The organism is Streptomyces sp. TRM64462 (assembly GCF_013362995.1).
In the GTDB taxonomy this organism is placed as follows: domain Bacteria; phylum Actinomycetota; class Actinomycetes; order Streptomycetales; family Streptomycetaceae; genus Streptomyces.
The window spans coordinates 1-19,537 of sequence record NZ_JABWDV010000160.1 but is presented as its reverse complement, the minus strand read 5'-3'; the positions used below and the strand labels follow the sequence as shown (position 1 = coordinate 19,537).

Below are 19,537 nucleotides of genomic sequence, written 5' to 3'. Positions count from 1 at the left end.
CGCGGCGTGCGTACCGGGCGCTCCTGCCTGACGCTGAGTGGACGTGATGTCACCGTAGCGTCAGGAGGCCGTATGCGCCGTATGCGTCATCCCTTCAGCAGGAGGCGGGCAGCCGCCGTCGCCGTGGCCGCCGCCGCGGCCGTCGCCCCGTTGGTGGCGCCGACCCCCGCCGTGGCGGACAGTGTCGTCGTCGGCGGCAAGTCGGCGCAGGTGTCGGAAACGCCGTGGGTCGTGGCGCTGTCCAGCCGTGACCGGTTCGGCCGTATGCGGGCGGGCCAGTTCTGCGGAGGCGTGGTCGTCGCCCGGGCCAAGGTCGCGACGGCCGCCCACTGCCTGAGGGAGGACCTGCTCGGCGTGAACCCGAGTGAGGTACGGGACCTCAAGGTCATCGCCGGCCGCACCGAACTGCGCGGCATGGGCGGGCGTGAGATCCCGGTCACGAGCGTGTGGATCAACCCGCGGTACGACGCGGACACCAACGCCGGTGACATCGCCGTCCTGACCCTCGCCGAGCCGCTGCCCGCCGACCATGTGCTGCCGGTGGCCCGCACGGGCGACCCCGCGTACCGGCCGGGGACGGCGGCCACGGTGTACGGCTGGGGGGACACGACCGGCATCGGTACGTACGCGTACGGGCTGCGCTCCGCCGACGTCGACGTACTGCCCGACGAGGCGTGCGCCCGGGCGTACCCCGGCGGCGGGGGCGCGCGGTACCTCGCGGACACGATGGTGTGCGCCGGGCTCCCCGAAGGGGGCCGCGACGCCTGCCAGGGCGACAGCGGTGGCCCCCTGGTGGCGCGCGGTCGGCTGATCGGCCTGGTCTCGTGGGGGAGCGGCTGCGGCCGGCCCGAGAGCCCCGGCGTCTACACGCGGGTGTCAGCGGTGCTGCCCAGGCTCTGAAGCCTGGAGAGCACCCGGCTGTTGGGAACCGTCACGCTGTGGCGTCGGCCGGTCACAGAACCGGGTGCTTCGGGTACAACGATGGGCGGCCGTTCCCGCGGTGACGGGAGACGGCCGCCCATCGGCCGGTCCTGGACCGGCTCATGGCTCGTCGTGGATGCGCGTGTCAGCGGTCCTCGTCGGCTGCGTCGGCCGGCACGGTGGTGAGCCGGTCCGTCTCATCCTGTATCTCCGCGGCGACCTTCTTGAGTTCCGGCTCGAACTTGCGGCCGTGGTGGGCGCAGAAGAGCAGTTCGCCACCGCTGGTCAGCACGACGCGCAGATATGCCTGGGCGCCGCAGCGGTCGCAGCGGTCGGCGGCCGTCAGCGGGCTCGCGGGGGTCAGAACAGTAGTCACGTCGCCTCTTCTCTAGCTCGACGAGCTGTCGTACCAGGGTCAACATCCAACCAGGCCGAAAACGTTCCCGCTCGCGGCTTTTCCTTGAAACTTTTTCGAGGAGGCTGTCTGCTGCCGGTTGGCGGCGAATGAGCCGTATTGCTGTGTCTCTGTGCGTTACGGGTTTCGCGTTGCTTGTCTCGTATGTCCCCCCGGCTGGGTTGCCGGTTGTTCATGAGGACGTGCCCGGAGCCTAAATGGTTCATGCCTGGAAGGGAACGTGATGTCCACGTCACCCGGACGAGGGATCGAACATCCATGCGACTCTGGACTAGCATGAGTTTTCACGAGGGTGGCGTGACAACCGCTCTACCAGGCCTCTGTACCCTCGGACCGGCGACAGACGCCGAGCCTTACCCCCTTGGGACAGAACTCAAATTCAGCGAGGAGCGAACCGCGTGACCGCCGAGACGTCCGTTCCGTCCAGTGCGCTGCTGACCGCAGACCGTGACGGTTCCAACTACACCGCGCGGCACCTGCTCGTACTCGAGGGCCTCGAGGCGGTCCGCAAGCGCCCCGGCATGTACATCGGCTCCACCGACAGCCGGGGCCTGATGCACTGCCTCTGGGAGATCATCGACAACTCCGTCGACGAGGCCCTCGGCGGCTACTGCGACCACATCGAGGTCATCCTGCACGATGACGGGTCCGTGGAGGTCCGGGACAACGGTCGTGGCATCCCCGTCGACGTCGAGCCGAAGACCGGTCTCTCCGGCGTCGAGGTGGTCATGACCAAGCTGCACGCCGGCGGCAAGTTCGGCGGCGGCTCGTACGCCGCGTCCGGCGGCCTCCACGGCGTGGGCGCCTCCGTCGTCAACGCGCTGTCGGCCCGGCTCGACGTCGAGGTCGACCGGAGCAGCGCCACGCACGCGATCAGCTTCCGCCGCGGTGTCCCCGGCATCTTCACCGAGTCCGGCCCCGACGCGCCCTTCGACCCGGCCAACGGCCTCCGGAAGGTCAAGCGCGTCCCGAAGACCCGCACCGGCACCCGGGTGCGGTACTGGGCGGACCGGCAGATCTTCCTCAAGGACGCCAGGCTGTCCCTGGAGAACCTGCACCAGCGCGCCCGCCAGACCGCCTTCCTCGTCCCCGGCCTCACCATCGTGGTGCGCGACGACCGCGACCTCGAAGGCATCGGCAAGAGCGAGGAGATCTTCCGCTTCGACGGCGGCATCAGCGAGTTCTGCGAGTTCCTCGCCCAGGACAAGGCCGTCTGCGACATCCTCCGCCTCACCGGTCATGGCACCTTCAAGGAGACCGTGCCCGTACTCGACGAGCGCGGCCACATGACCCCCACCGAGGTCACCCGTGAGCTCGGCGTCGATGTCGCCCTGCGCTGGGGCACCGGCTACGACTCCACGGTCAAGTCCTTCGTCAACATCATCGCCACGCCCAAGGGCGGCACCCACGTCACGGGCTTCGAGCGCGCCGTCACCAAGACCGTCAACGAGGTACTGCGCTCCACCAAGCTGCTGCGCGTCGCCGAGGACGACATCGTCAAGGACGACGCCCTGGAGGGTCTCACCGCCGTCGTCACCGTCCGGCTGGCCGAGCCGCAGTTCGAGGGCCAGACCAAGGAGGTCCTCGGCACGTCGGCGGCCAACCGGATCGTGGCCAACGTCGTCGCCAAGGAGCTCAAGGCCTTCCTGACCTCCACCAAGCGCGACGCCAAGGCCCAGGCCCGCGCCGTGCTGGAGAAGGCCGTCGCCGCCGCCCGCACCCGTATCGCGGCCCGCCAGCACAAGGAGGCCCAGCGCCGCAAGACGGCCCTGGAGACCTCGTCCCTGCCCGCCAAGCTCGCCGACTGCCGCAGCGACGACGTCGAGCGCAGCGAGCTCTTCATCGTCGAGGGCGACTCGGCGCTCGGCACGGCCAAGCTCGCCCGGAACAGCGAGTTCCAGGCGCTGCTGCCGATCCGCGGCAAGATCCTCAACGTTCAGAAGTCGTCCGTGTCGGACATGCTGAAGAATGCCGAGTGCGGCGCCATCATCCAGGTCATAGGGGCCGGATCCGGCCGGACCTTCGACATCGACGCCGCCCGGTACGGCAAGATCGTGCTGCTCGTCGACGCCGACGTCGACGGCGCCCACATCCGCTGCCTGCTGCTCACGCTGTTCCAGCGCTACATGCGGCCCATGGTCGAGGCGGGCCGGGTCTTCGCCGCCGTACCGCCGCTGCACCGCATCGAGCTGATCCAGCCCAAGAAGGGCCAGGACAAGTACGTGTACACCTACTCGGACAACGAGCTGCGGCAGACGCTGCTGGAGTTCCAGCGCAAGGGCGTCCGGTTCAAGGAGTCCATCCAGCGCTACAAGGGCCTCGGCGAGATGGACGCCGACCAGCTGGCCGAGACCACCATGGACCCCCGCCACCGCACCCTGCGCCGTATCAACATCGGCGACCTGGAGGCGGCGGAGCAGGTCTTCGACCTCCTCATGGGCAACGACGTCGCCCCGCGCAAGGAGTTCATCACCAGCTCGGCGGCCACGCTCGACCGCTCCCGCATCGACGCCTGAGGCGCCGGAACGGCCTCGGAACCCCGCAGCGAAGCCCATCGGCCGGAACTTTTCCGGCTGGTGGGCTTCGCTGCGTTCAATATCACCTGATGGGGTGAAGTGCCCCGAGAGAAGAGTCCGGGATCTTCCCGTTCTGCCCATGCTTGGGCCATGCGGCCGAAACGGTTCGCTGACAAGGAGAGTTGACCGGTGGACAACTGGGAAGGACTCGACGCCGCCGCGACGCGGATCGAAGACCCTTGGTACGACGCGCTGGCCTCCGGATGGGGCGAACTGGACGGGACACGGGCCGCCGCAGCGGCGCAGCAGCAGCCGCAGCGGCCCGACGAGCGATGGCGCAGCGCCGCCGACATCTATGTGGAAGTGCAGCGCAGCCCCGCCTTCCAGGAGGTCCGCAGCCGCTACCGACGGTTCGTCGTCCCTGCCGCCGTCGCCTTCCTCGGCTGGTACCTGGCCTATGTCGTCGCCGCCACGGTCGCCCCCGGTCTGATGGCCGTGCCCGTGGCGGGCGCGGTGAACGTGGCCATGGTGGCGGGCCTCGGCCAGTTCCTCACCACCTTCGTCCTCACCTGGGCCTACACCCGGCACGCGCGCGTGCACCGGGACCGCGCGGCGCTGGACCTGCGCTGGGACACCCAGCAGATGACGCGTGACGTGCAGCGGGAGGCCGGACGTTGACCGGAGACCACCAGGTCCTGGCGCTGCTGCTGTTCAGCGCCTTCGTCGCCGTGACGCTCGGCATCACCACCTGGGCCGGCCGCCGGCGGCGCGGCTCCGCCGAGGAGTTCTACGCGGGCGGGCGGCTTTTCTCCCCGATGGAGAACGGTTTCGCCATTGCCGGCGACTACATGTCCGCCGCCTCCTTCCTCGGTATCACCGGGCTGATCGCCCTCTACGGCTACGACGGCATGCTGTACTCCGTCGGCTTCCTCGTGGCGTGGCTGGTGGTCCTGCTCCTCGTCGCCGAACTCGTCCGCAACTGCGGGCGCTTCACGCTCGCCGACGTCATCGCCGCCCGGATGGGCGAGCGAAGAATCCGCACCGCCGTGGGAACTTCCTCGATCACCGTGTCCGTTCTCTATCTGGTTGCCCAAATGGTGGGAGCGGGCAGCCTGGTCGCCCTCCTCCTGGGCGGTACGAGCGGGGCCGCACGCTCGTGGACCGTCGTCGGGGTCGGCGCACTCATGGTCGTCTACGTGTCGATGGGAGGGATGCGCGCCACCACCTGGATCCAGATCGTCAAAGCCGTGCTGCTGATGTCGGGCGCGCTCGTCCTCACCGGGCTCGTCCTGGTGCGCTTCCACGGCGACTTCAACCAGCTCCTGATCACGGCCGCCGAACGCAGCGGCCACGGAGGGGACTTCCTCAGCCCCGGGCTGGCGTACGGCGGAGGCTGGACCGCCCGCCTCGACTTCCTCAGCCTCGGCCTCGCCCTGGTCCTCGGCACCGCCGGGCTGCCGCACATCCTCGCCCGCTTCTACACCGTGCCCACCGCCCGCTCCGCCCGCCGCTCGGCCGTCTGGTCCATCGGTCTGATCGGCAGCTTCTACCTGATGACCATCGTCCTCGGCTTCGGCGCCGCCGCGCTCCTCGGCACCGACGCAGTACGGGCCTCCAACGCCGCCGGGAACACCGCCGTTCCGCTGCTCGCCATCGACCTGGGCGGGGGAGCGGGGTCCACCGGGGGGACGGTGCTGTTCGCCGTGGTCGCGGCCGTGGCGTTCGCGACGATCCTGGCCGTCGTCGCGGGCATCACGCTCGCGTCCTCGACCTCGGTCGCGCACGACCTGTACGCCTCGTTCGCCCGCCGGCGAGGGCGGGAACCGGGGCGCGGAGGCGGGCAGGCGAGCGAGGTGGCGGTCGCGCGGGTGGCGGCCGTGGTCATCGGGGCCGTCGCCATCGGCCTGGGGCTGCTCGCCCAGGACCTGAACGTGGCGTTCCTGGTCGGGCTCGCGTTCGCGGTGGCGGCGTCCGCGAACCTGCCCGTCCTGCTGTACTCGCTGTTCTGGCGGGGGTTCACCACGCGGGGTGCGGTGTGGTCGGTGTACGGCGGGCTGGTGCCCGCGGTGCTGCTGGTGCTGCTCTCGCCGGTCGTGTCGGGCAGTCCCGACGCGCTGTTCCCGGGCGTGGACTTCCATGTCTTCCCGCTGCAGAACCCGGGGGTCGTCTCGATCCCGCTCGGCTTCCTCGCCGGATGGGTCGGCACGGTCACCTCGCCCGAACCGCCCGACGAGGCCAAGCACGCCGAGACGGAGGTGCGTGCGCTGACGGGCGCGGGCGCCGTCTGATCCGGTGGCCTGCCCGCCTGCCCGCCTGCCCGCCTGCCCGCCTGCCCGGCCCGTCAGCGGTTGGGCGCGTGGGGCGGCTCCGCAGTCGGGGGCTCCGGGGCCTTCTGGTGCTGCGGGGCCGAACCGGGCAGGGCCTCCGGGGCGGAGAGGGCCTCCGGGAGGTGGACGGTGAACTCGGCGCCGCCGCCCGCGGCCGTGCCCACGTGCACGGTGCCGCCGTGGCGTTCGGCCAGGCGGCGGACCAGCGGGAGGCCCAGGCCGCGGCCCGCCCCGTGCGCCGGGCGGCGCTTGGTGGACCAGCCCTCCGTGAACACCAGCTCCCGCTGCGCCTCCGGGACGCCGGACCCGCTGTCCGAGACCCGCAGCACCGCCGTACGGCCCTGCACGGACAACTCCACCTCGACCAGGGCCCCCGCCGAACCCGCCGCCGCGTCCACGGCGTTGTCCACCAGGTTGCCCACCACGGTCACCAGCTCACGCGGCTCGACCAGCCGGTCCGGCAGCAGGGAGCCCGGGGCGATCCGCAGCGCCACGCCCCGCTCGGCCGCCACCGTCGCCTTGCCCACCAGCAGCGCCGCCACCAGCGGATCGTGCACCCGCTCGGTGACCTGCTCGGCCGTCGCACGGTGCACGTCCACCACCTCGACCAGGAACTCCACCGCCTCGTCGAACAACTCCAGTTGCAACAGACCCAGCACGGTGTGCATCCGGTTGGCGTGCTCGTGGTCCTGCGCCCGCAGCGCGTCGATCAGCCCCCGCGTGGCGTCCAGCTCGCGCCCCAGCCGCTCCAGCTCCGTACGGTCCCGCAGCGTCACCACGGCGCCGCCGTCGTCCGTCGGCATCCGGTTCGCGACGAGCACCCGCTGCCCCCGTACCGCCACCAGGTCGTCGCCCGTGACCCGCCCGGCCAGCACATCCGTCGTTCGGCTCACCCCGAGCACCTCGTCCAGCGCGGCGCCCGTCACCTCAGGACCCAGGCCCAGCAACCGCTGTGCCTCGTCGTTGACCAGCCGGATCCGCCCGGCCCCGTCGACGGCGACCACGCCCTCCCGGATGCCGTGCAGCATCGCCTCCCGCTCCGCCAGCAGCGCCGAGATGTCCGAGAACGCCAGGTCCCGCGTCTGGCGCTGGATGCGCCGCGAGATCAGCCAGGCCGCCAGCGCGCCCACCGCCAGCGCCCCGCCCGCGTAGGCGAGCAGCCCCGGGATCGCCGCCAGGAACCGTCCCCGTACGGTGTCGTACGCGATGCCCACCGACACCGCGCCGACGATCTCGCCGTCCCGGTCCCGCAGCGGCACCTTGCCGCGTGCCGTGCGCCCGAGCGTGCCGCTGTCGATCTCCATGACCTCCCGGCCCGCGAGCGCCTTGCTCGGGTCCGTGGAGACCACGTCGCCGATCTTGCCGGGGTCGGTGTGCGACCAGCGCACCCCGCGCAGGTCCATGACGACCACGTACTCGGCCCCGGTCGCCCGCCGGATCCGCTCGGCGTCGGCCTGCACGGGCCCGTCGGCGGACGGCGGGGTGCTCAGAACCTCCCCGGCGAGCCGCGGCGACGCCGTCGTCTGCGCGATGGACAGCGCCCGCCGCATCGCCTGGGCGTCCACCTGGGCACTGAGCGGCCACAGAAACAGGCCGGTGACGAGCGTGGTCACTCCGGCGGCGATGGCCAGCTGCATGAGCAGCACCTGCGAGAACACCCGCCGGGGTCTGCCGAACCGCCGCCACCGCACCGGCCGAGAGCGCGGACGAGGCGGCCGCGCAGCCCGCGCACGGTCGACCGCGCGGCCGACAGCCACGTCCCCGGCAGCGGGGCCGGAAGCGGGCGCGGAGGTGGCCGGAACCGGGCTCATGGCCGGAAACGGTAGACGCTCGGGGCGCCGCGCGGAATGGCCGCCGTCACGCCAGGGAGCGCCCGCCTATCCTGAGGGCCTGGTCAGAGCCATGCGTCGAACGAGAAAGGTGCCCCTTGAGCACGCAGCAGATTCCCGTCGTCGTCCTCGCGGGATTCCTCGGATCCGGCAAGACCACCCTGCTGAACCACCTCCTCCGCAGTGCCCGCGGCACCCGCATCGGGGTCATGGTCAACGACTTCGGGTCCATCGAGATCGACGCCATGACCGTGGCCGGACAGGTCGGCTCGACCGTCTCCCTCGGCAACGGCTGTCTGTGCTGCGCCGTCGACGCGAGCGAACTCGACACCTACCTGGAGACCCTCACCCGCCCCTCCACGCGGCTCGACGTCATCGTCATCGAGGCCAGCGGCCTGGCCGAGCCGCAGGAACTCGTGCGGATGATCCTCGCCAGCGACAACGACCGCATCGTGTACGGCGGGCTCGTCCAGGTCGTCGACGCGGCCGAGTTCGACGCCACCCGCACCCGCCACCCCGAGACCGACCGGCACCTGGCCATCGCCGACCTCGTCGTCGTCAACAAGGCCGACCGCGTACCGCAGCCGGAGCTGCGGCGCGTCCAGGACGCCGTGAGCGGGCTCGCCGGCCGGGCTGCCGTGATCGGCGCGGCGTACGGGCGGATCGACCCGGAGCTGCTCTTCGACCGGGTGGCCCGCACCGACGATCTCGACGGGGCCCGCCAGCTCTCCTTCGAGGACCTGTACGCCGATGCGTACGACGCGGCTCACCCGCACGAGCGGCATCCGCACACCGCCTACGAGACGGTGTCGTTCACCGCCGACGCGCCCCTGCACCCGCGCCGGCTCATGGACTTCCTGGACTCGCGCCCCGACGGGCTGTACCGGATCAAGGGCTTCGTCGACTTCGGCGACGCCGACCCCCGCAACCGGTACGCCGTCCATGCCGTGGGCCGCATCCTGCGCTTCTACCCGCAGCCCTGGCCGGACGGCGAGCAGCGCCTCACCCAGCTCGTCCTCATCGGCTCCGGCACCGACGGCGATGCCCTCCACAAGGCACTCGACGACTGCCGCGTGGCAGGCGCGCACGACATGCCCGAGGAACACCACATGTGGGGCGTCCTCCGCTACGTACCCGAGCCGGGGCAGGGACCCGATGCCGGGCAGGAAGCGGAGGACGACCTTCCGTGACAGCGGCCGGTGTTACGACACCGGGCCCGCCAGCACCGCCACCGGCTTCACCAGCGGCGTCCCCGACCCGTCACGGCGCGGGTCCGGGTCCGGCAGCTCCACCGGCGCACCGTTCTTCTGCGCCGCCCGCGCCGGCGCCGCGCCCGCCCAGGCCAGCACCAGGACGTCCTCACCCTTCAGGAACCGCTGGCAGCGCACCCCGCCGGTCGCCCGGCCCTTGCGCGGGTACTGGTCGAACGGCGTCAGCTTCGCCGACGTACCCACGGACGTGTCCAGCTGCCCGCTCGCGCCCGCCACCGTGAACACCACGGCGTCCGACGCCGGGTCCACCGCCGTGAACGAGATCACCTCGGCACCCGCCGACAGCTTGACGCCGGCCATACCGCCCGCCGGCCGGCCCTGCGGTCGCACCTGGGACGCCTGGTACCGCAGAAGCTGGGCGTCGGAGGTGATGAAGACCAGATCCTCCTCGCCCGTCCGCAGCTCCGTCGCCCCGACGATCCGGTCGCCCTCCTTGAGGGTGATGACCTCCAGCTCGTCCTTGTTCGACGGATAGTCGGGCACGACCCGCTTCACGACGCCCTGGAGCGTGCCCAGCGCCAGACCCGGCGACGACTCGTCGAGCGTCGTCAGACAGATGACCTGCTCGTCCTTCTCCAGCGTCAGGAACTCCGCCAGCGGCGCACCGCCCGACAGGTTGGGCGCCCCCGCCGTGTCCGGCAGCTGGGGCAGATCGACCACCGAGATACGCAGCAACCGTCCCGCCGACGTCACCGCGCCGACCGTGCCCCGCTGCGTCGCCGGGACCGCCGAGACGATCACATCGTGCTTGGCGCGCTTGCCGCCGCTGTCCGGCAGCGGCTCCGCCGTCGACGTACGGGCCAGCAGCCCCGTCGACGACAGCAGCACCCGGCACGGGTCGTCCGCGACCTCCAGGGGCACCGCCGCGACGGACGTACCGGCCGACTCCAGCAGCACCGTGCGCCGCTCCGTGCCGAACTTCTTCGCCACGGCCGCCAGCTCCGACGACACCAGCTTGCGCAGCTCGGCGTCCGACTCCAGGATCCGCGTGAGCTGCTCGATCTCGCTCTTCAGCCGGTCCCGCTCGCTCTCCAGCTCCAGCCGGTCGAACTTGGTCAGCCGCCGCAGCGGCGTGTCCAGGATGTACTGCGTCTGGATGTCGCTCAGCGAGAACCGCTCGATCAGCCGCTCCTTGGCCTGCGCCGAGTTGTCGCTGGAGCGGATCAGCCGGATGACCTCGTCGATGTCGAGGAGTGCCACCAGCAAGCCCTCGACCAGATGCAGCCGGTCCTGCTTCTTGCCGCGGCGGAACTCGCTGCGGCGCCGTACGACATCGAAGCGGTGGTCGAGATAGACCTCCAGCAGCTCCTTCAGGCCGAGCGTGACCGGCTGGCCGTCCACCAGCGCCACGTTGTTGATGCCGAAGGACTCCTCCATCGGCGTCAGCTTGTACAGCTGCTCCAGGACCGCCTCGGGGTTGAAGCCGTTCTTGACCTCGATGACCAGACGCAGCCCGTGCTCACGGTCGGTGAGGTCCTTGACGTCGGCGATGCCCTGGAGCTTCTTCGAGCCCACCAGATCCTTGATCTTGGCGATGACCTTCTCCGGGCCGACCATGAAGGGCAGCTCGGTGACGGTGATGCCCTTGCGGCGCGCGGTGACGTTCTCGACCGTCGCGGTCGCGCGGATCTTGAAGGTGCCGCGGCCCCTGTCGTACGCGTCCTTGATGCCGGACAGGCCGACGATCCGCCCGCCGGTCGGCAGGTCGGGACCCGGCACATACCGCATCAGGGTCTCCAGGTCCGCGCCCGGGTGCTTGATCAGGTGCCGGGCGGCGGCGATGACCTCGCCCAGGTTGTGCGGCGGCATGTTGGTCGCCATACCGACCGCGATCCCGGACGCGCCGTTGACCAGCAGGTTCGGGAACGCCGCCGGCAGCGCGACCGGTTCCAGCTCCTGGCCGTCGTAGTTCGGCGTGAAGTCGACCGTGTTCTCGTCGATCGACTCCGTCATCAGCGACGTCGCGTCGGCCATCCGGCACTCGGTGTAGCGCATGGCGGCCGGCGGGTCGTCGTTGCCCAGCGAACCGAAGTTGCCGTGCCCGTCGACCAGCGGCAGGCGCATCGAGAACGGCTGCGCCATGCGCACCAGCGCGTCGTAGATCGACGCGTCGCCGTGCGGGTGGAGCTTGCCCATCACCTCGCCGACGACACGGGCGCACTTCACGAAGCCGCGCTCAGGGCGCAGCCCCATCTCGTTCATCTGGTACACGATCCGGCGGTGCACCGGCTTCATGCCGTCGCGGGCGTCCGGCAGGGCCCGGGAGTAGATCACCGAGTACGCGTACTCGAGGAAGGAGCCCTGCATCTCGTCGACGACGTCGATGTCGAGGATCCTCTCCTCGAAATCGTCGGGCGGCGTGGTCTTCGTGCTGCGGCGGGCCATCGCTGCTGCGGCTCCTTCACCAACAAGGTTGATCTGACGCGGACCATTGTGGACCGTCCCACTGACAGCTCCGACCGCGACCCGGAAGAGGGAAGCAGCGGGTTGCCGGGAACTTCACGCACCACCTGTGCGCTTGCATACAGTGGCAGGACTTTCTCATGACGCGATCGAAGGGACGTACATGCCCATGGGTCACACGGCCACAGCCCAGGCCGGCTCCGGCGGCCTGACAGCGACCGAGCACCGGCTGGCCAACGGCCTGCGAGTGGTGCTCTCGGAGGACCACCTGACCCCGGTCGCCGCGGTGTGCCTCTGGTACGACGTCGGCTCACGCCACGAGGTCAAGGGCCGCACCGGCCTCGCCCACCTCTTCGAGCACCTGATGTTCCAGGGCTCGAAGCAGGTCCAGGGCAACGGCCACTTCGAGCTGGTGCAGGGCGCCGGCGGCTCCCTCAACGGCACCACCAGCTTCGAGCGCACCAACTACTTCGAGACCATGCCCACGCACCAGCTGGAGCTCGCCCTCTGGCTGGAGGCCGACCGCATGGGCTCGCTGCTCGCCGCCCTGGACGACGAGTCCATGGAGAACCAGCGGGACGTCGTCAAGAACGAGCGCCGCCAGCGGTACGACAACGTGCCGTACGGCACCGCCTTCGAGCGGCTGACGGCCCTCGCCTACCCGGACGGGCACCCGTACCACCACACGCCGATCGGCTCCATGGCGGACCTCGACGCGGCCACGCTGGAGGACGCCCGCACCTTCTTCCGCACGTACTACGCGCCGAACAACGCGGTGCTGTCGGTCGTCGGCGACATCGACCCCGAGGAGACCCTCGCCTGGATCGAGAAGTACTTCGGGAGCATCCCGGGCCACGACGGCAAGCCCGACCCGCGCGACGGCACGCTGCCGGACATCATCGGCGAGCAGCTGCGCCACGTCGTCGAGGAGGACGTCCCGGCGCGCGCCCTGATGGCCGCCTACCGCCTCCCGCAGGACGGCACGCGCGCGTGCGACGCCGCCGACCTCGCCCTGACCATCCTCGGCGGCGGCGAGTCCTCCCGGCTGCACAACCGGCTCGTCCGCCGTGACCGCACCGCCGTCGCGGCCGGCTTCGGCATGCTGCGGCTGGCCGGCGCGCCCTCCCTGGGCTGGCTCGACGTGAAGACGTCCACGGGCGTCGAGGTGCCGGACATCGAGACCGCCGTCGACGAGGAGCTGGCCCGGTTCGCCGCCGAAGGCCCCACGGCCGAGGAGATGGAGCGCGCCCAGGCCCAGCTGGAGCGCGAGTGGCTGGACCGGCTCGGCACGGTCGCCGGCCGTGCCGACGAACTGTGCCGGTACGCGGTGCTGTTCGGCGACCCCCAGCTCGCCCTGACCGCCGTCCAGCGGGTCCTGGAGGTCACCGCCGACGAGGTGCAGGCCATCGCCGCCGAGCGGCTGCACCCCGACAACCGCGCCGTCCTCGTCTACGAACCCACCAAGGCCGATGAGGCCGCCGAGGCCGCCGAGGCCGACCAGACCGACAGCGACGAGGAAGAGGGGACGGACCAGTGAGCGACGCTGCCGTGTCTCTGACCAGCATGGAGTTCCACCCGCAGCCCAAGGGCGGCACGCCCCGCCCCTGGGCGTTCCCCGCCCCCGAGCGCGGCGTCCTCGACAACGGCCTGACCGTGCTGCGCTGCCACCGCCCCGGCCAGCAGGTCGTGGCCGTCGAGATCGCCCTCGACGCCCCGCTGGACGCCGAGCCCGAGGGTCTCGACGGCGTCGCCACGATCATGGCGCGCGCCCTGTCCGAGGGCACCGACAAGCACTCGGCGGAGGAGTTCGCCGCCGAGCTGGAGCGCTGCGGCGCCACCCTCGACGCGCACGCGGACCACCCCGGCGTACGGGTGTCCCTGGAGGTCCCGGTCTCCCGCCTGGCCAAGGCGCTCGCGCTGCTCGCCGAGGCGCTGCGGGCGCCCGCCTTCGCCGACCGCGAGGTCGACCGCCTGGTCCGCAACCGCCTCGACGAGATCCCGCACGAGACGGCCAACCCGGCCCGCCGCGCCGCCAAGCAGCTCTCCGCCGAGCTGTTCCCGGCCGCGTCCCGGATGTCCCGGCCCCGCCAGGGCACCGAGGACACCGTCGCCCGGATCGACTCGGCGGCCGTCCGCGCCTTCTACGAGGCCCACGTCCGCCCCGTGACGGCCACCGCCGTCGTCGTCGGCGACCTGACGGGCGTCGACCTCGACGCGGTGCTCGCCGACACCCTCGGCGCCTGGACCGGCGACGACCCGCAGCCCCGCACGGCTCCGCCCATCACCGCCGACGACACCGGCCGCGTCGTCATCGTCGACCGGCCGGGCGCCGTGCAGACGCAGCTGCTCATCGGCCGCATCGGCCCCGACCGGCACGACCGGGTGTGGCCGGCGCAGGTCGTCGGCACGTACTGCCTGGGCGGCACGCTCACCTCCCGCCTCGACCGCGTCCTGCGCGAGGAGAAGGGCTACACCTACGGCGTACGGGCCTTCGGCCAGGTGCTGCGCTCCACGGCGGACGGCACGGGCGCGGCGATGCTCGCCATCAGCGGGTCCGTCGACACGCCCAACACCGGCCCGGCGCTGGACGACCTGTGGAGGGTGCTGCGCACCCTCGCGGCGGAGGGCCTGACCGACGCCGAGCGGGACGCGGCGGTGCACAACCTCGTGGGCGTCGCCCCGCTCAAGTACGAGACGGCGGCGTCCGTCGCGGGCACGCTCGCCGACCAGGTCGAGCAGCAGCTGCCTGACGACTTCCAGGCCGAGCTGTACCGGCGGCTGGCCGAGACCGGCACGGTGGAGGCCACCGCCGCGGTCGTCAACGCCTTCCCGCCGGACCGTCTCGTCACGGTCCTCGTCGGGGACGCCGCGCAGATCAAGGAGCCGGTGGAGGCGCTCGGAGTCGGTGAAGTGACCGTTGTCACGGGCTGATTGACGGGCCGTCCCCAACGGCGGCACGAACACCGGCCGACGGGCCGGTGCGGCGGCAAGCCGGAACCCCGGCGTCCACCACGGACGCCGGGGTTCCGCTTACCCGGCGCCATATGTCCGTTTTATTGGAGAGGTTGGGTGTCTGCCCTGTGGCGTGCGCTACAAAAAACCGTGTCCGTTTGGTGATTGAAAGATCAGCCGCATAGCGTCTTAGCCGCTGTCCGCCCGCTGCACCCGCCGCACCCGCGGCATCGGACAGCGATCGCCGAATCCCCGTCGGGCGCGAGCCCGGGGAGCCGGGGACCCACCGTCCCTGGGGTGAATCGGACGCCTTCGCCACCGCGCGGAGGGGCCCGTAGGAGACCTTCCTGCTCCGAACCCGTCAGCTAACCCGGTAGGCGAGAAGGAAGGAAAGGACCACCTCACTTCATGGCGTTCACCCGTGCCACCGGGAAGCACCGTGCCCCCAGCCGTATGACCCGCAGGAGCGCCCACGCCGCAGGCGTCGCCGCCCTCGCCACCACCGGCGTCATCGGCACCCTCACGTCGCCGGCCTTCGCCGCGACCGACGCGGAGCCCCTCACCCCGGAGGACACCGGCCTCACGCAGGCCATCGCCGGCTACGAGCTCGCCCCCGGTGTCGAGGACCAGGCGGTCGCCCAGGAGGTCGCCGCGGCGGAGGCCGAGCAGCAGGCCATGGCCGAGATGGCCGAGATCACGGCGAAGCGCAAGGCCGAGGCCCGCTTCAAGGCGGCCCGCGAGGCCCAGGAGCGCGCCGACCGCGAGGCCGAGCGCAAGCGCCTGAACTCCTTCCAGCTCCCGGTCGCCGGCTCGTACGTCTCCACCGCGTACAAGGTCGGCGGCTCCCTCTGGTCCTCCGGCAGCCACTCGGGCGTCGACTTCCACGCCTCGTACGGCACCTCGGTCGTCTCCGTCGGCCGCGGCACCGTCGTCGAGGCCGGCTGGGGCGGCGCGTACGGCAACAACGTCGTCATCCGGATGCACGACGGGACGTACACGCAGTACGGGCACCTCGCCTCGGTCAGCGTGTCCGTCGGCCAGACCGTCGCACCGGGTCAGCAGATCGGCCTCGCCGGCTCCACCGGCAACTCGACCGGCCCGCACCTGCACTTCGAGGCCCGTACGAGCGCCGACTACGGCTCCGACATCGACCCCGTCGCCTACCTCCGCGCCCGCGGCGTCAGCCTCTGAGAGCTCACAGCTCAGGCACGTCCCGCACAGGCCCCGGCTCCTTGCGAGCCGGGGCCTTCGCCGTGTCCGTTCCCGGCCGCCCTCTCGTAATCGGCCAAAAAATCGCCATGGATTACCCGGGGGCATCGGAAAATGCGCTTCGTTGCAATAGAGTCACCGAACAGCGTCGAACTACTGGGTTTCGCGCGGGTTAAACGGTGGGCGAAGCGATTCGGAGGTTCGGTATGCGCATTCCCGCGCACTCGGTATGCACGGCGATCCGTACGGACATCGTCTCCGGAGTCCTGCCCCGCGGGAGCCGGCTCACCGAGGAGCAGCTGGCCCGCCGCTACGGCGTCTCACGCGTCCCCGTCCGTGAGGCGCTGCGCACCCTGGAGTCGGAGGGGTTCGTGACCTCCCGCCGCCATGTCGGCGCGTTCGTCGCCGAGCCCACCGAACACGAGGCCGCCGACCTGCTGGAGATGCGCACGCTGCTGGAGCCGCTCGGCGCCGCCCGCGCGGCCCAGCGGCGCACCGACGCCCACCTCAAGGTGCTGCGCGGCCTGGTCCGGCTGGGCCAGGAGCGGGCCCGCCGCGGCCAGGGCGAGGACCTGCGGTCGCTGGGCGGCTGGTTCCACGAGACGCTCGCCCAGGCGTCCGCGAGCCCGGGCCTGACCGCGCTCCTCACCCAGCTCCGCCACAAGATCGCCTGGATGTACACGGTGGACCAGCCCGCGCAGCCGACGGAGGTCTGGGCCGAGCACGGCGCCATCGTCGACGCCGTGGCGCGCGGCGACGCGGAACGGGCGCGGGCGCTGACGGCCCAGCACGTCGAGCGCCGGCGCGGCGCCCACCGGCTGCGGCGCGCGGACCGTGTGAGGACTTCGCAACACCACGTAAACACCGCCGGATCTTCCCATTAACAGCGGCGCCGTATACAGGTTCAAAGGAAATGCGGGGCCTGTTTTGTGGTGCCTGGAAATTCCGGCCGCGAGGTGCGGGAAAGTGCAGGAAAGGGCATTCCCCTGAAATGCCGGAAGCCGCACCCCCGATTCAGGGGTACGGCTCCGGAAAAGGTGGTGCGGGCGGTCGTCAGACCGTCTCGGGGAGCTCCTCGAGACCCTCGGCGACCAGCTTCGCCAGACGGTCCAAGGCCGCGTCCGCGCCCTCCGCGTCCGAAGCGAGCACGATCTCCTCGCCGCCCTGCGCACCCAGGCCGAGGACCGCGAGCATCGACGCGGCGTTGACCGGGTTGCCGTCGGCCTTGGCGATCGTCACGGGGACGCCGGAAGCCGTGGCGGCACGGACGAAGATGGAGGCGGGGCGGGCGTGCAGGCCCTCGGCCCAACCGACGTTGACGCGGCGCTCAGCCATGGTGTTGGCCTTTCAGGTGCTAGCGGTTGTCTAGACCAGTCTCTCACGACGCACACCGTGCTCGAACCGGCCTTCGACCCAGTGTCCCCCGACAGGCCGTCCGGCCTGGTCGCCGTCCAGACTTTGGACCCGTGTCGTACGACGACCGCCCGTGTCGTACGACGCCCCCCTCCTCGGCCCACCCTGTCCACAGGCACCGTCGCCCCCGCGACAGGCACCGTACGCTTGCCCCATGCGGAACCCGCCCGAGCAGTCGGCCCATGCGTACCCCGCCCACTGGGAAGCCGACGTGGTGCTGCGCGACGGCGGCACCGCCCGCATCCGGCCGATCACCCCGGACGACGCCGAGCGCCTGGTCAGCTTCTACGAGCAGGTCTCCGACGAGTCCAAGTACTACCGCTTCTTCGCGCCCTACCCGCGGCTGTCCGCCAAGGACGTCCACCGCTTCACCCACCACGACTACGTGGACCGCGTGGGCCTCGCCGCGACCGTCGGCGGCGACTTCATCGCGACTGTCCGCTACGACCGGATCGACGAGTACGGCCGCCCCGCCGCCGCCCCGGCCGACGAGGCCGAGGTCGCCTTCCTCGTCCAGGACGCCCACCAGGGGCGCGGCGTCGCCTCCGCCCTCCTGGAGCACATCGCCGCCGTCGCCCGCGAGCGCGGCATCCGGCGGTTCGCGGCGGAGGTGCTGCCCGCCAACACCAAGATGATCAAGGTGTTCACGGACGCCGGGTACACGCAGAAGCGCAGCTTCGAGGACGGCGCCGTCCGCCTCCACCTCGACCTCGCCCCCACCGACCGCGCCCTCGCCGTCCAGCGCGCCCGCGAGCAGCGCGCCGAGGCACGCTCCGTGCAGCGGCTCCTCGCCCCCGGCTCGGTCGCCGTCATCGGCGCGGGCCGCACACCCGGCGGCGTCGGCCGCACCGTCCTGCGCAACCTCCTCGACTCCGGTTACACCGGGCGGGTGTACGCCGTGAACAGCGCCCTCCCGGACACCCCGCCCGACGGGCCCGCTGCCACCATGGACGGGGTCCCCGCCCACCGCTCCGTCGCCGGCATCGGCGAATCCGTCGACCTCGCCGTCGTCGCCGTCCCCGCCGTCCATGTGCCCGCGGTCGTCGCGGAGTGCGGCGAGCACGGTGTGCGCGGCCTCGTCGTCCTCTCCGCCGGGTACGCCGAGAGCGGCCCCGCCGGCAGGGAGCGCCAGCGCGCACTGGTCCGGCAGGCCCGCTCGTACGGCATGCGCGTCATCGGGCCCAACGCGTTCGGCGTCATCAACACCGCCGACGGCGTCCGGCTCAACGCCTCCCTCGCCCCGCAGCTGCCGGCGGCCGGCCGCATCGGGCTGTTCACCCAGTCCGGTGCCATCGGCATCGCGCTGCTGTCCGGGCTGCACCGGCACGGCGCGGGCGTGTCGTCGTTCGTGTCGGCCGGGAACCGGGCGGACGTGTCCGGGAACGACATCCTCCAGTACTGGTACGAGGACCCCGACACCGACGTTGTGCTCCTCTACCTCGAATCCATCGGCAACCCGCGCAAGTTCACGCGGCTCGCCCGCCGTACCGCCGCCGTCAAGCCGGTCGTGGTGGTGAAGGGCGGGCGCCACAGCGGCAGCACGCCGCCCGGCCACGCGGTCCCGGTGACCCGCGTCCCGGACGCCACGGTGTCGGCGCTGCTGCGGCAGGCGGGCGTCATCCGCGTCGACACGGTCACCGAACTGGTCGACGCGGGCCTGCTGCTCGCCGGGCAGCCGCTGCCGGGCGGGCCGCGCGTCGCGATCCTCGGCAACTCCGAGTCGCTGGGCCTGCTCACGTACGACGCGTGCCTGGCCGAGGGGCTGCGGCCGCTGAGGCCCCGGGACCTGACGACCGCGGCGACGCCCGACGACTTCCGCTCGGCCCTGGCGGAGGCCCTGCACGACGACGCCTGCGACGCGGTGGTGGTCACCGCGATCCCGTGGGTCGGCGAACAGGGCGCCACGGAACCGGCCGCCGAGGGCGAGGTCCTGGCGGCGGCCCTGCGCGAGGCGTGCGCCGGGGCGCCGCCCAAGCCGGTGGTCGTCGTCCACGTCGAACTGGGCGCTCTGGCGGACGCCCTCGCCACCGCCACCAGCACAGCCCCACCCCCGGAACCCGAAGCGCCGACCGGCCCCGGCACGCCCACCGCCACCGCGGCCCCCGAGCCACCGGCCGCCCACGCCCCGGCCGTCCACGCCCCGGCCACCCCCGGCTCGCCCACGTCCCCGAGGCCGCCGACGCCCCCGACCGACCACGGCTCGGGGACCCCCACGGCGCCAGGCGCCTCCGGCTCACCCAGCGGCCCGCCGGCCTCCCCGTACTCCGACCGGCCGACGGGT

Annotated in this window: 14 protein-coding genes and 1 riboswitch; of the genes, 10 read left to right on the top strand and 4 right to left on the bottom strand. The window is 71.9% G+C overall.

Going from position 1 to position 19,537, the window contains the following annotated elements; translation table 11 throughout:
- Positions 1–81 precede the first annotated feature (81 nt).
- The gene (locus HTZ82_RS07275) at positions 82–900 is read left to right on the top strand and encodes a serine protease (protein ID WP_175408465.1); all 819 of its coding nucleotides are present in this window, start codon (positions 82–84) and stop codon (positions 898–900) included.
- A gap of 166 nt (positions 901–1,066) precedes the next feature.
- Here HTZ82_RS07275 and HTZ82_RS07270 read toward each other — a convergent pair whose 3' ends face one another.
- The gene (locus HTZ82_RS07270; RefSeq protein ID WP_175408464.1) at positions 1,067–1,297 is read right to left on the bottom strand and encodes a hypothetical protein; all 231 of its coding nucleotides are present in this window, start codon (positions 1,295–1,297) and stop codon (positions 1,067–1,069) included.
- 437 nt (positions 1,298–1,734) lie between these two features.
- Here HTZ82_RS07270 and HTZ82_RS07265 point away from each other — a divergent pair, with 437 nt between their 5' ends.
- The 3 genes from HTZ82_RS07265 to HTZ82_RS07255 all read left to right on the top strand — a co-directional run bounded on the left by HTZ82_RS07265 (position 1,735) and on the right by HTZ82_RS07255 (position 6,140).
- Positions 1,735–3,852, top strand: a complete 2,118-nt coding sequence (locus tag HTZ82_RS07265) for a type IIA DNA topoisomerase subunit B (RefSeq protein WP_175408463.1) — start codon at positions 1,735–1,737, stop codon at positions 3,850–3,852.
- A gap of 189 nt (positions 3,853–4,041) precedes the next feature.
- Complete coding sequence (locus HTZ82_RS07260) at positions 4,042–4,530, top strand: DUF485 domain-containing protein (RefSeq protein ID WP_175408462.1); 489 nt, start codon at positions 4,042–4,044, stop codon at positions 4,528–4,530.
- Positions 4,527–6,140, top strand: a complete 1,614-nt coding sequence (locus HTZ82_RS07255) for a cation acetate symporter (protein ID WP_175408461.1) — start codon at positions 4,527–4,529, stop codon at positions 6,138–6,140. Before HTZ82_RS07260 ends, HTZ82_RS07255 begins: the two co-directional genes overlap by 4 nt.
- Before the next feature lie 53 nt (positions 6,141–6,193).
- On the opposite strand, the gene HTZ82_RS07250 is transcribed toward HTZ82_RS07255, so the two are convergent.
- Positions 6,194–7,816 carry a sensor histidine kinase gene (locus tag HTZ82_RS07250; protein ID WP_254711687.1) on the bottom strand — a complete coding sequence of 541 codons (1,623 nt, stop codon included), beginning with the start codon at positions 7,814–7,816 and terminating at the stop codon, positions 6,194–6,196.
- Positions 7,817–8,106: 290 nt separating this feature from the next.
- Between HTZ82_RS07250 and HTZ82_RS07245 the strand changes: the two genes are divergently transcribed.
- Complete coding sequence (locus HTZ82_RS07245) at positions 8,107–9,198, top strand: GTP-binding protein (protein ID WP_175408459.1); 1,092 nt, start codon at positions 8,107–8,109, stop codon at positions 9,196–9,198.
- 12 nt (positions 9,199–9,210) lie between these two features.
- On the opposite strand, the gene HTZ82_RS07240 is transcribed toward HTZ82_RS07245, so the two are convergent.
- The gene (locus tag HTZ82_RS07240; RefSeq protein WP_175408458.1) at positions 9,211–11,664 is read right to left on the bottom strand and encodes a DNA topoisomerase (ATP-hydrolyzing) subunit A; all 2,454 of its coding nucleotides are present in this window, start codon (positions 11,662–11,664) and stop codon (positions 9,211–9,213) included.
- 187 nt (positions 11,665–11,851) lie between these two features.
- Here HTZ82_RS07240 and HTZ82_RS07235 point away from each other — a divergent pair, with 187 nt between their 5' ends.
- The 4 genes from HTZ82_RS07235 to HTZ82_RS07220 all read left to right on the top strand — a co-directional run bounded on the left by HTZ82_RS07235 (position 11,852) and on the right by HTZ82_RS07220 (position 16,727).
- A complete protein-coding gene (locus HTZ82_RS07235) occupies positions 11,852–13,219 on the top strand; it encodes a pitrilysin family protein (protein WP_175408471.1) in 1,368 nt (455 codons plus the stop codon).
- Positions 13,220–13,245: 26 nt separating this feature from the next.
- Positions 13,246–14,613 carry a pitrilysin family protein gene (locus tag HTZ82_RS07230; protein ID WP_175408470.1) on the top strand — a complete coding sequence of 456 codons (1,368 nt, stop codon included), beginning with the start codon at positions 13,246–13,248 and terminating at the stop codon, positions 14,611–14,613.
- 253 nt (positions 14,614–14,866) lie between these two features.
- A riboswitch (cyclic di-AMP (ydaO/yuaA leader) is annotated at positions 14,867–15,028 on the top strand.
- A 14-nt stretch (positions 15,029–15,042) separates the two neighbouring features.
- Positions 15,043–15,825 (top strand): M23 family metallopeptidase, encoded by a 783-nt coding sequence (locus HTZ82_RS07225; RefSeq protein WP_175408457.1) that lies wholly within the window; start codon positions 15,043–15,045, stop codon positions 15,823–15,825.
- A 224-nt stretch (positions 15,826–16,049) separates the two neighbouring features.
- Positions 16,050–16,727 carry a GntR family transcriptional regulator gene (locus tag HTZ82_RS07220; protein WP_175408456.1) on the top strand — a complete coding sequence of 226 codons (678 nt, stop codon included), beginning with the start codon at positions 16,050–16,052 and terminating at the stop codon, positions 16,725–16,727.
- A gap of 169 nt (positions 16,728–16,896) precedes the next feature.
- Here the strand turns inward: HTZ82_RS07220 and HTZ82_RS07215 are convergent, their stop codons facing one another.
- A complete protein-coding gene (locus HTZ82_RS07215) occupies positions 16,897–17,178 on the bottom strand; it encodes an HPr family phosphocarrier protein (protein WP_003981826.1) in 282 nt (93 codons plus the stop codon).
- A gap of 232 nt (positions 17,179–17,410) precedes the next feature.
- Here HTZ82_RS07215 and HTZ82_RS07210 point away from each other — a divergent pair.
- On the top strand, positions 17,411–19,537 hold a 2,127-nt coding region (locus HTZ82_RS07210; protein WP_175408455.1), incomplete at its 3' end, for a GNAT family N-acetyltransferase.

What these genes read in the sequence shown, in the direction of transcription:
- HTZ82_RS07275 (WP_175408465.1), top strand. Translation starts at nt 82, where the DNA reads ATGCGTCATCCCTTCAGCAGGAGGCGGGCAGCCGCCGTCGCCGTGGCC.
- HTZ82_RS07250 (WP_254711687.1), bottom strand. Translation starts at nt 7,816, where the DNA reads ATGCAGCTGGCCATCGCCGCCGGAGTGACCACGCTCGTCACCGGCCTG.
- HTZ82_RS07240 (WP_175408458.1), bottom strand. Translation starts at nt 11,664, where the DNA reads ATGGCCCGCCGCAGCACGAAGACCACGCCGCCCGACGATTTCGAGGAG.
- HTZ82_RS07235 (WP_175408471.1), top strand. Translation starts at nt 11,852, where the DNA reads ATGGGTCACACGGCCACAGCCCAGGCCGGCTCCGGCGGCCTGACAGCG.
- HTZ82_RS07230 (WP_175408470.1), top strand. Translation starts at nt 13,246, where the DNA reads ATGGAGTTCCACCCGCAGCCCAAGGGCGGCACGCCCCGCCCCTGGGCG.
- HTZ82_RS07225 (WP_175408457.1), top strand. Translation starts at nt 15,043, where the DNA reads ATGGCGTTCACCCGTGCCACCGGGAAGCACCGTGCCCCCAGCCGTATG.
- HTZ82_RS07220 (WP_175408456.1), top strand. Translation starts at nt 16,050, where the DNA reads ATGCGCATTCCCGCGCACTCGGTATGCACGGCGATCCGTACGGACATC.
- HTZ82_RS07215 (WP_003981826.1), bottom strand. Translation starts at nt 17,178, where the DNA reads ATGGCTGAGCGCCGCGTCAACGTCGGTTGGGCCGAGGGCCTGCACGCC.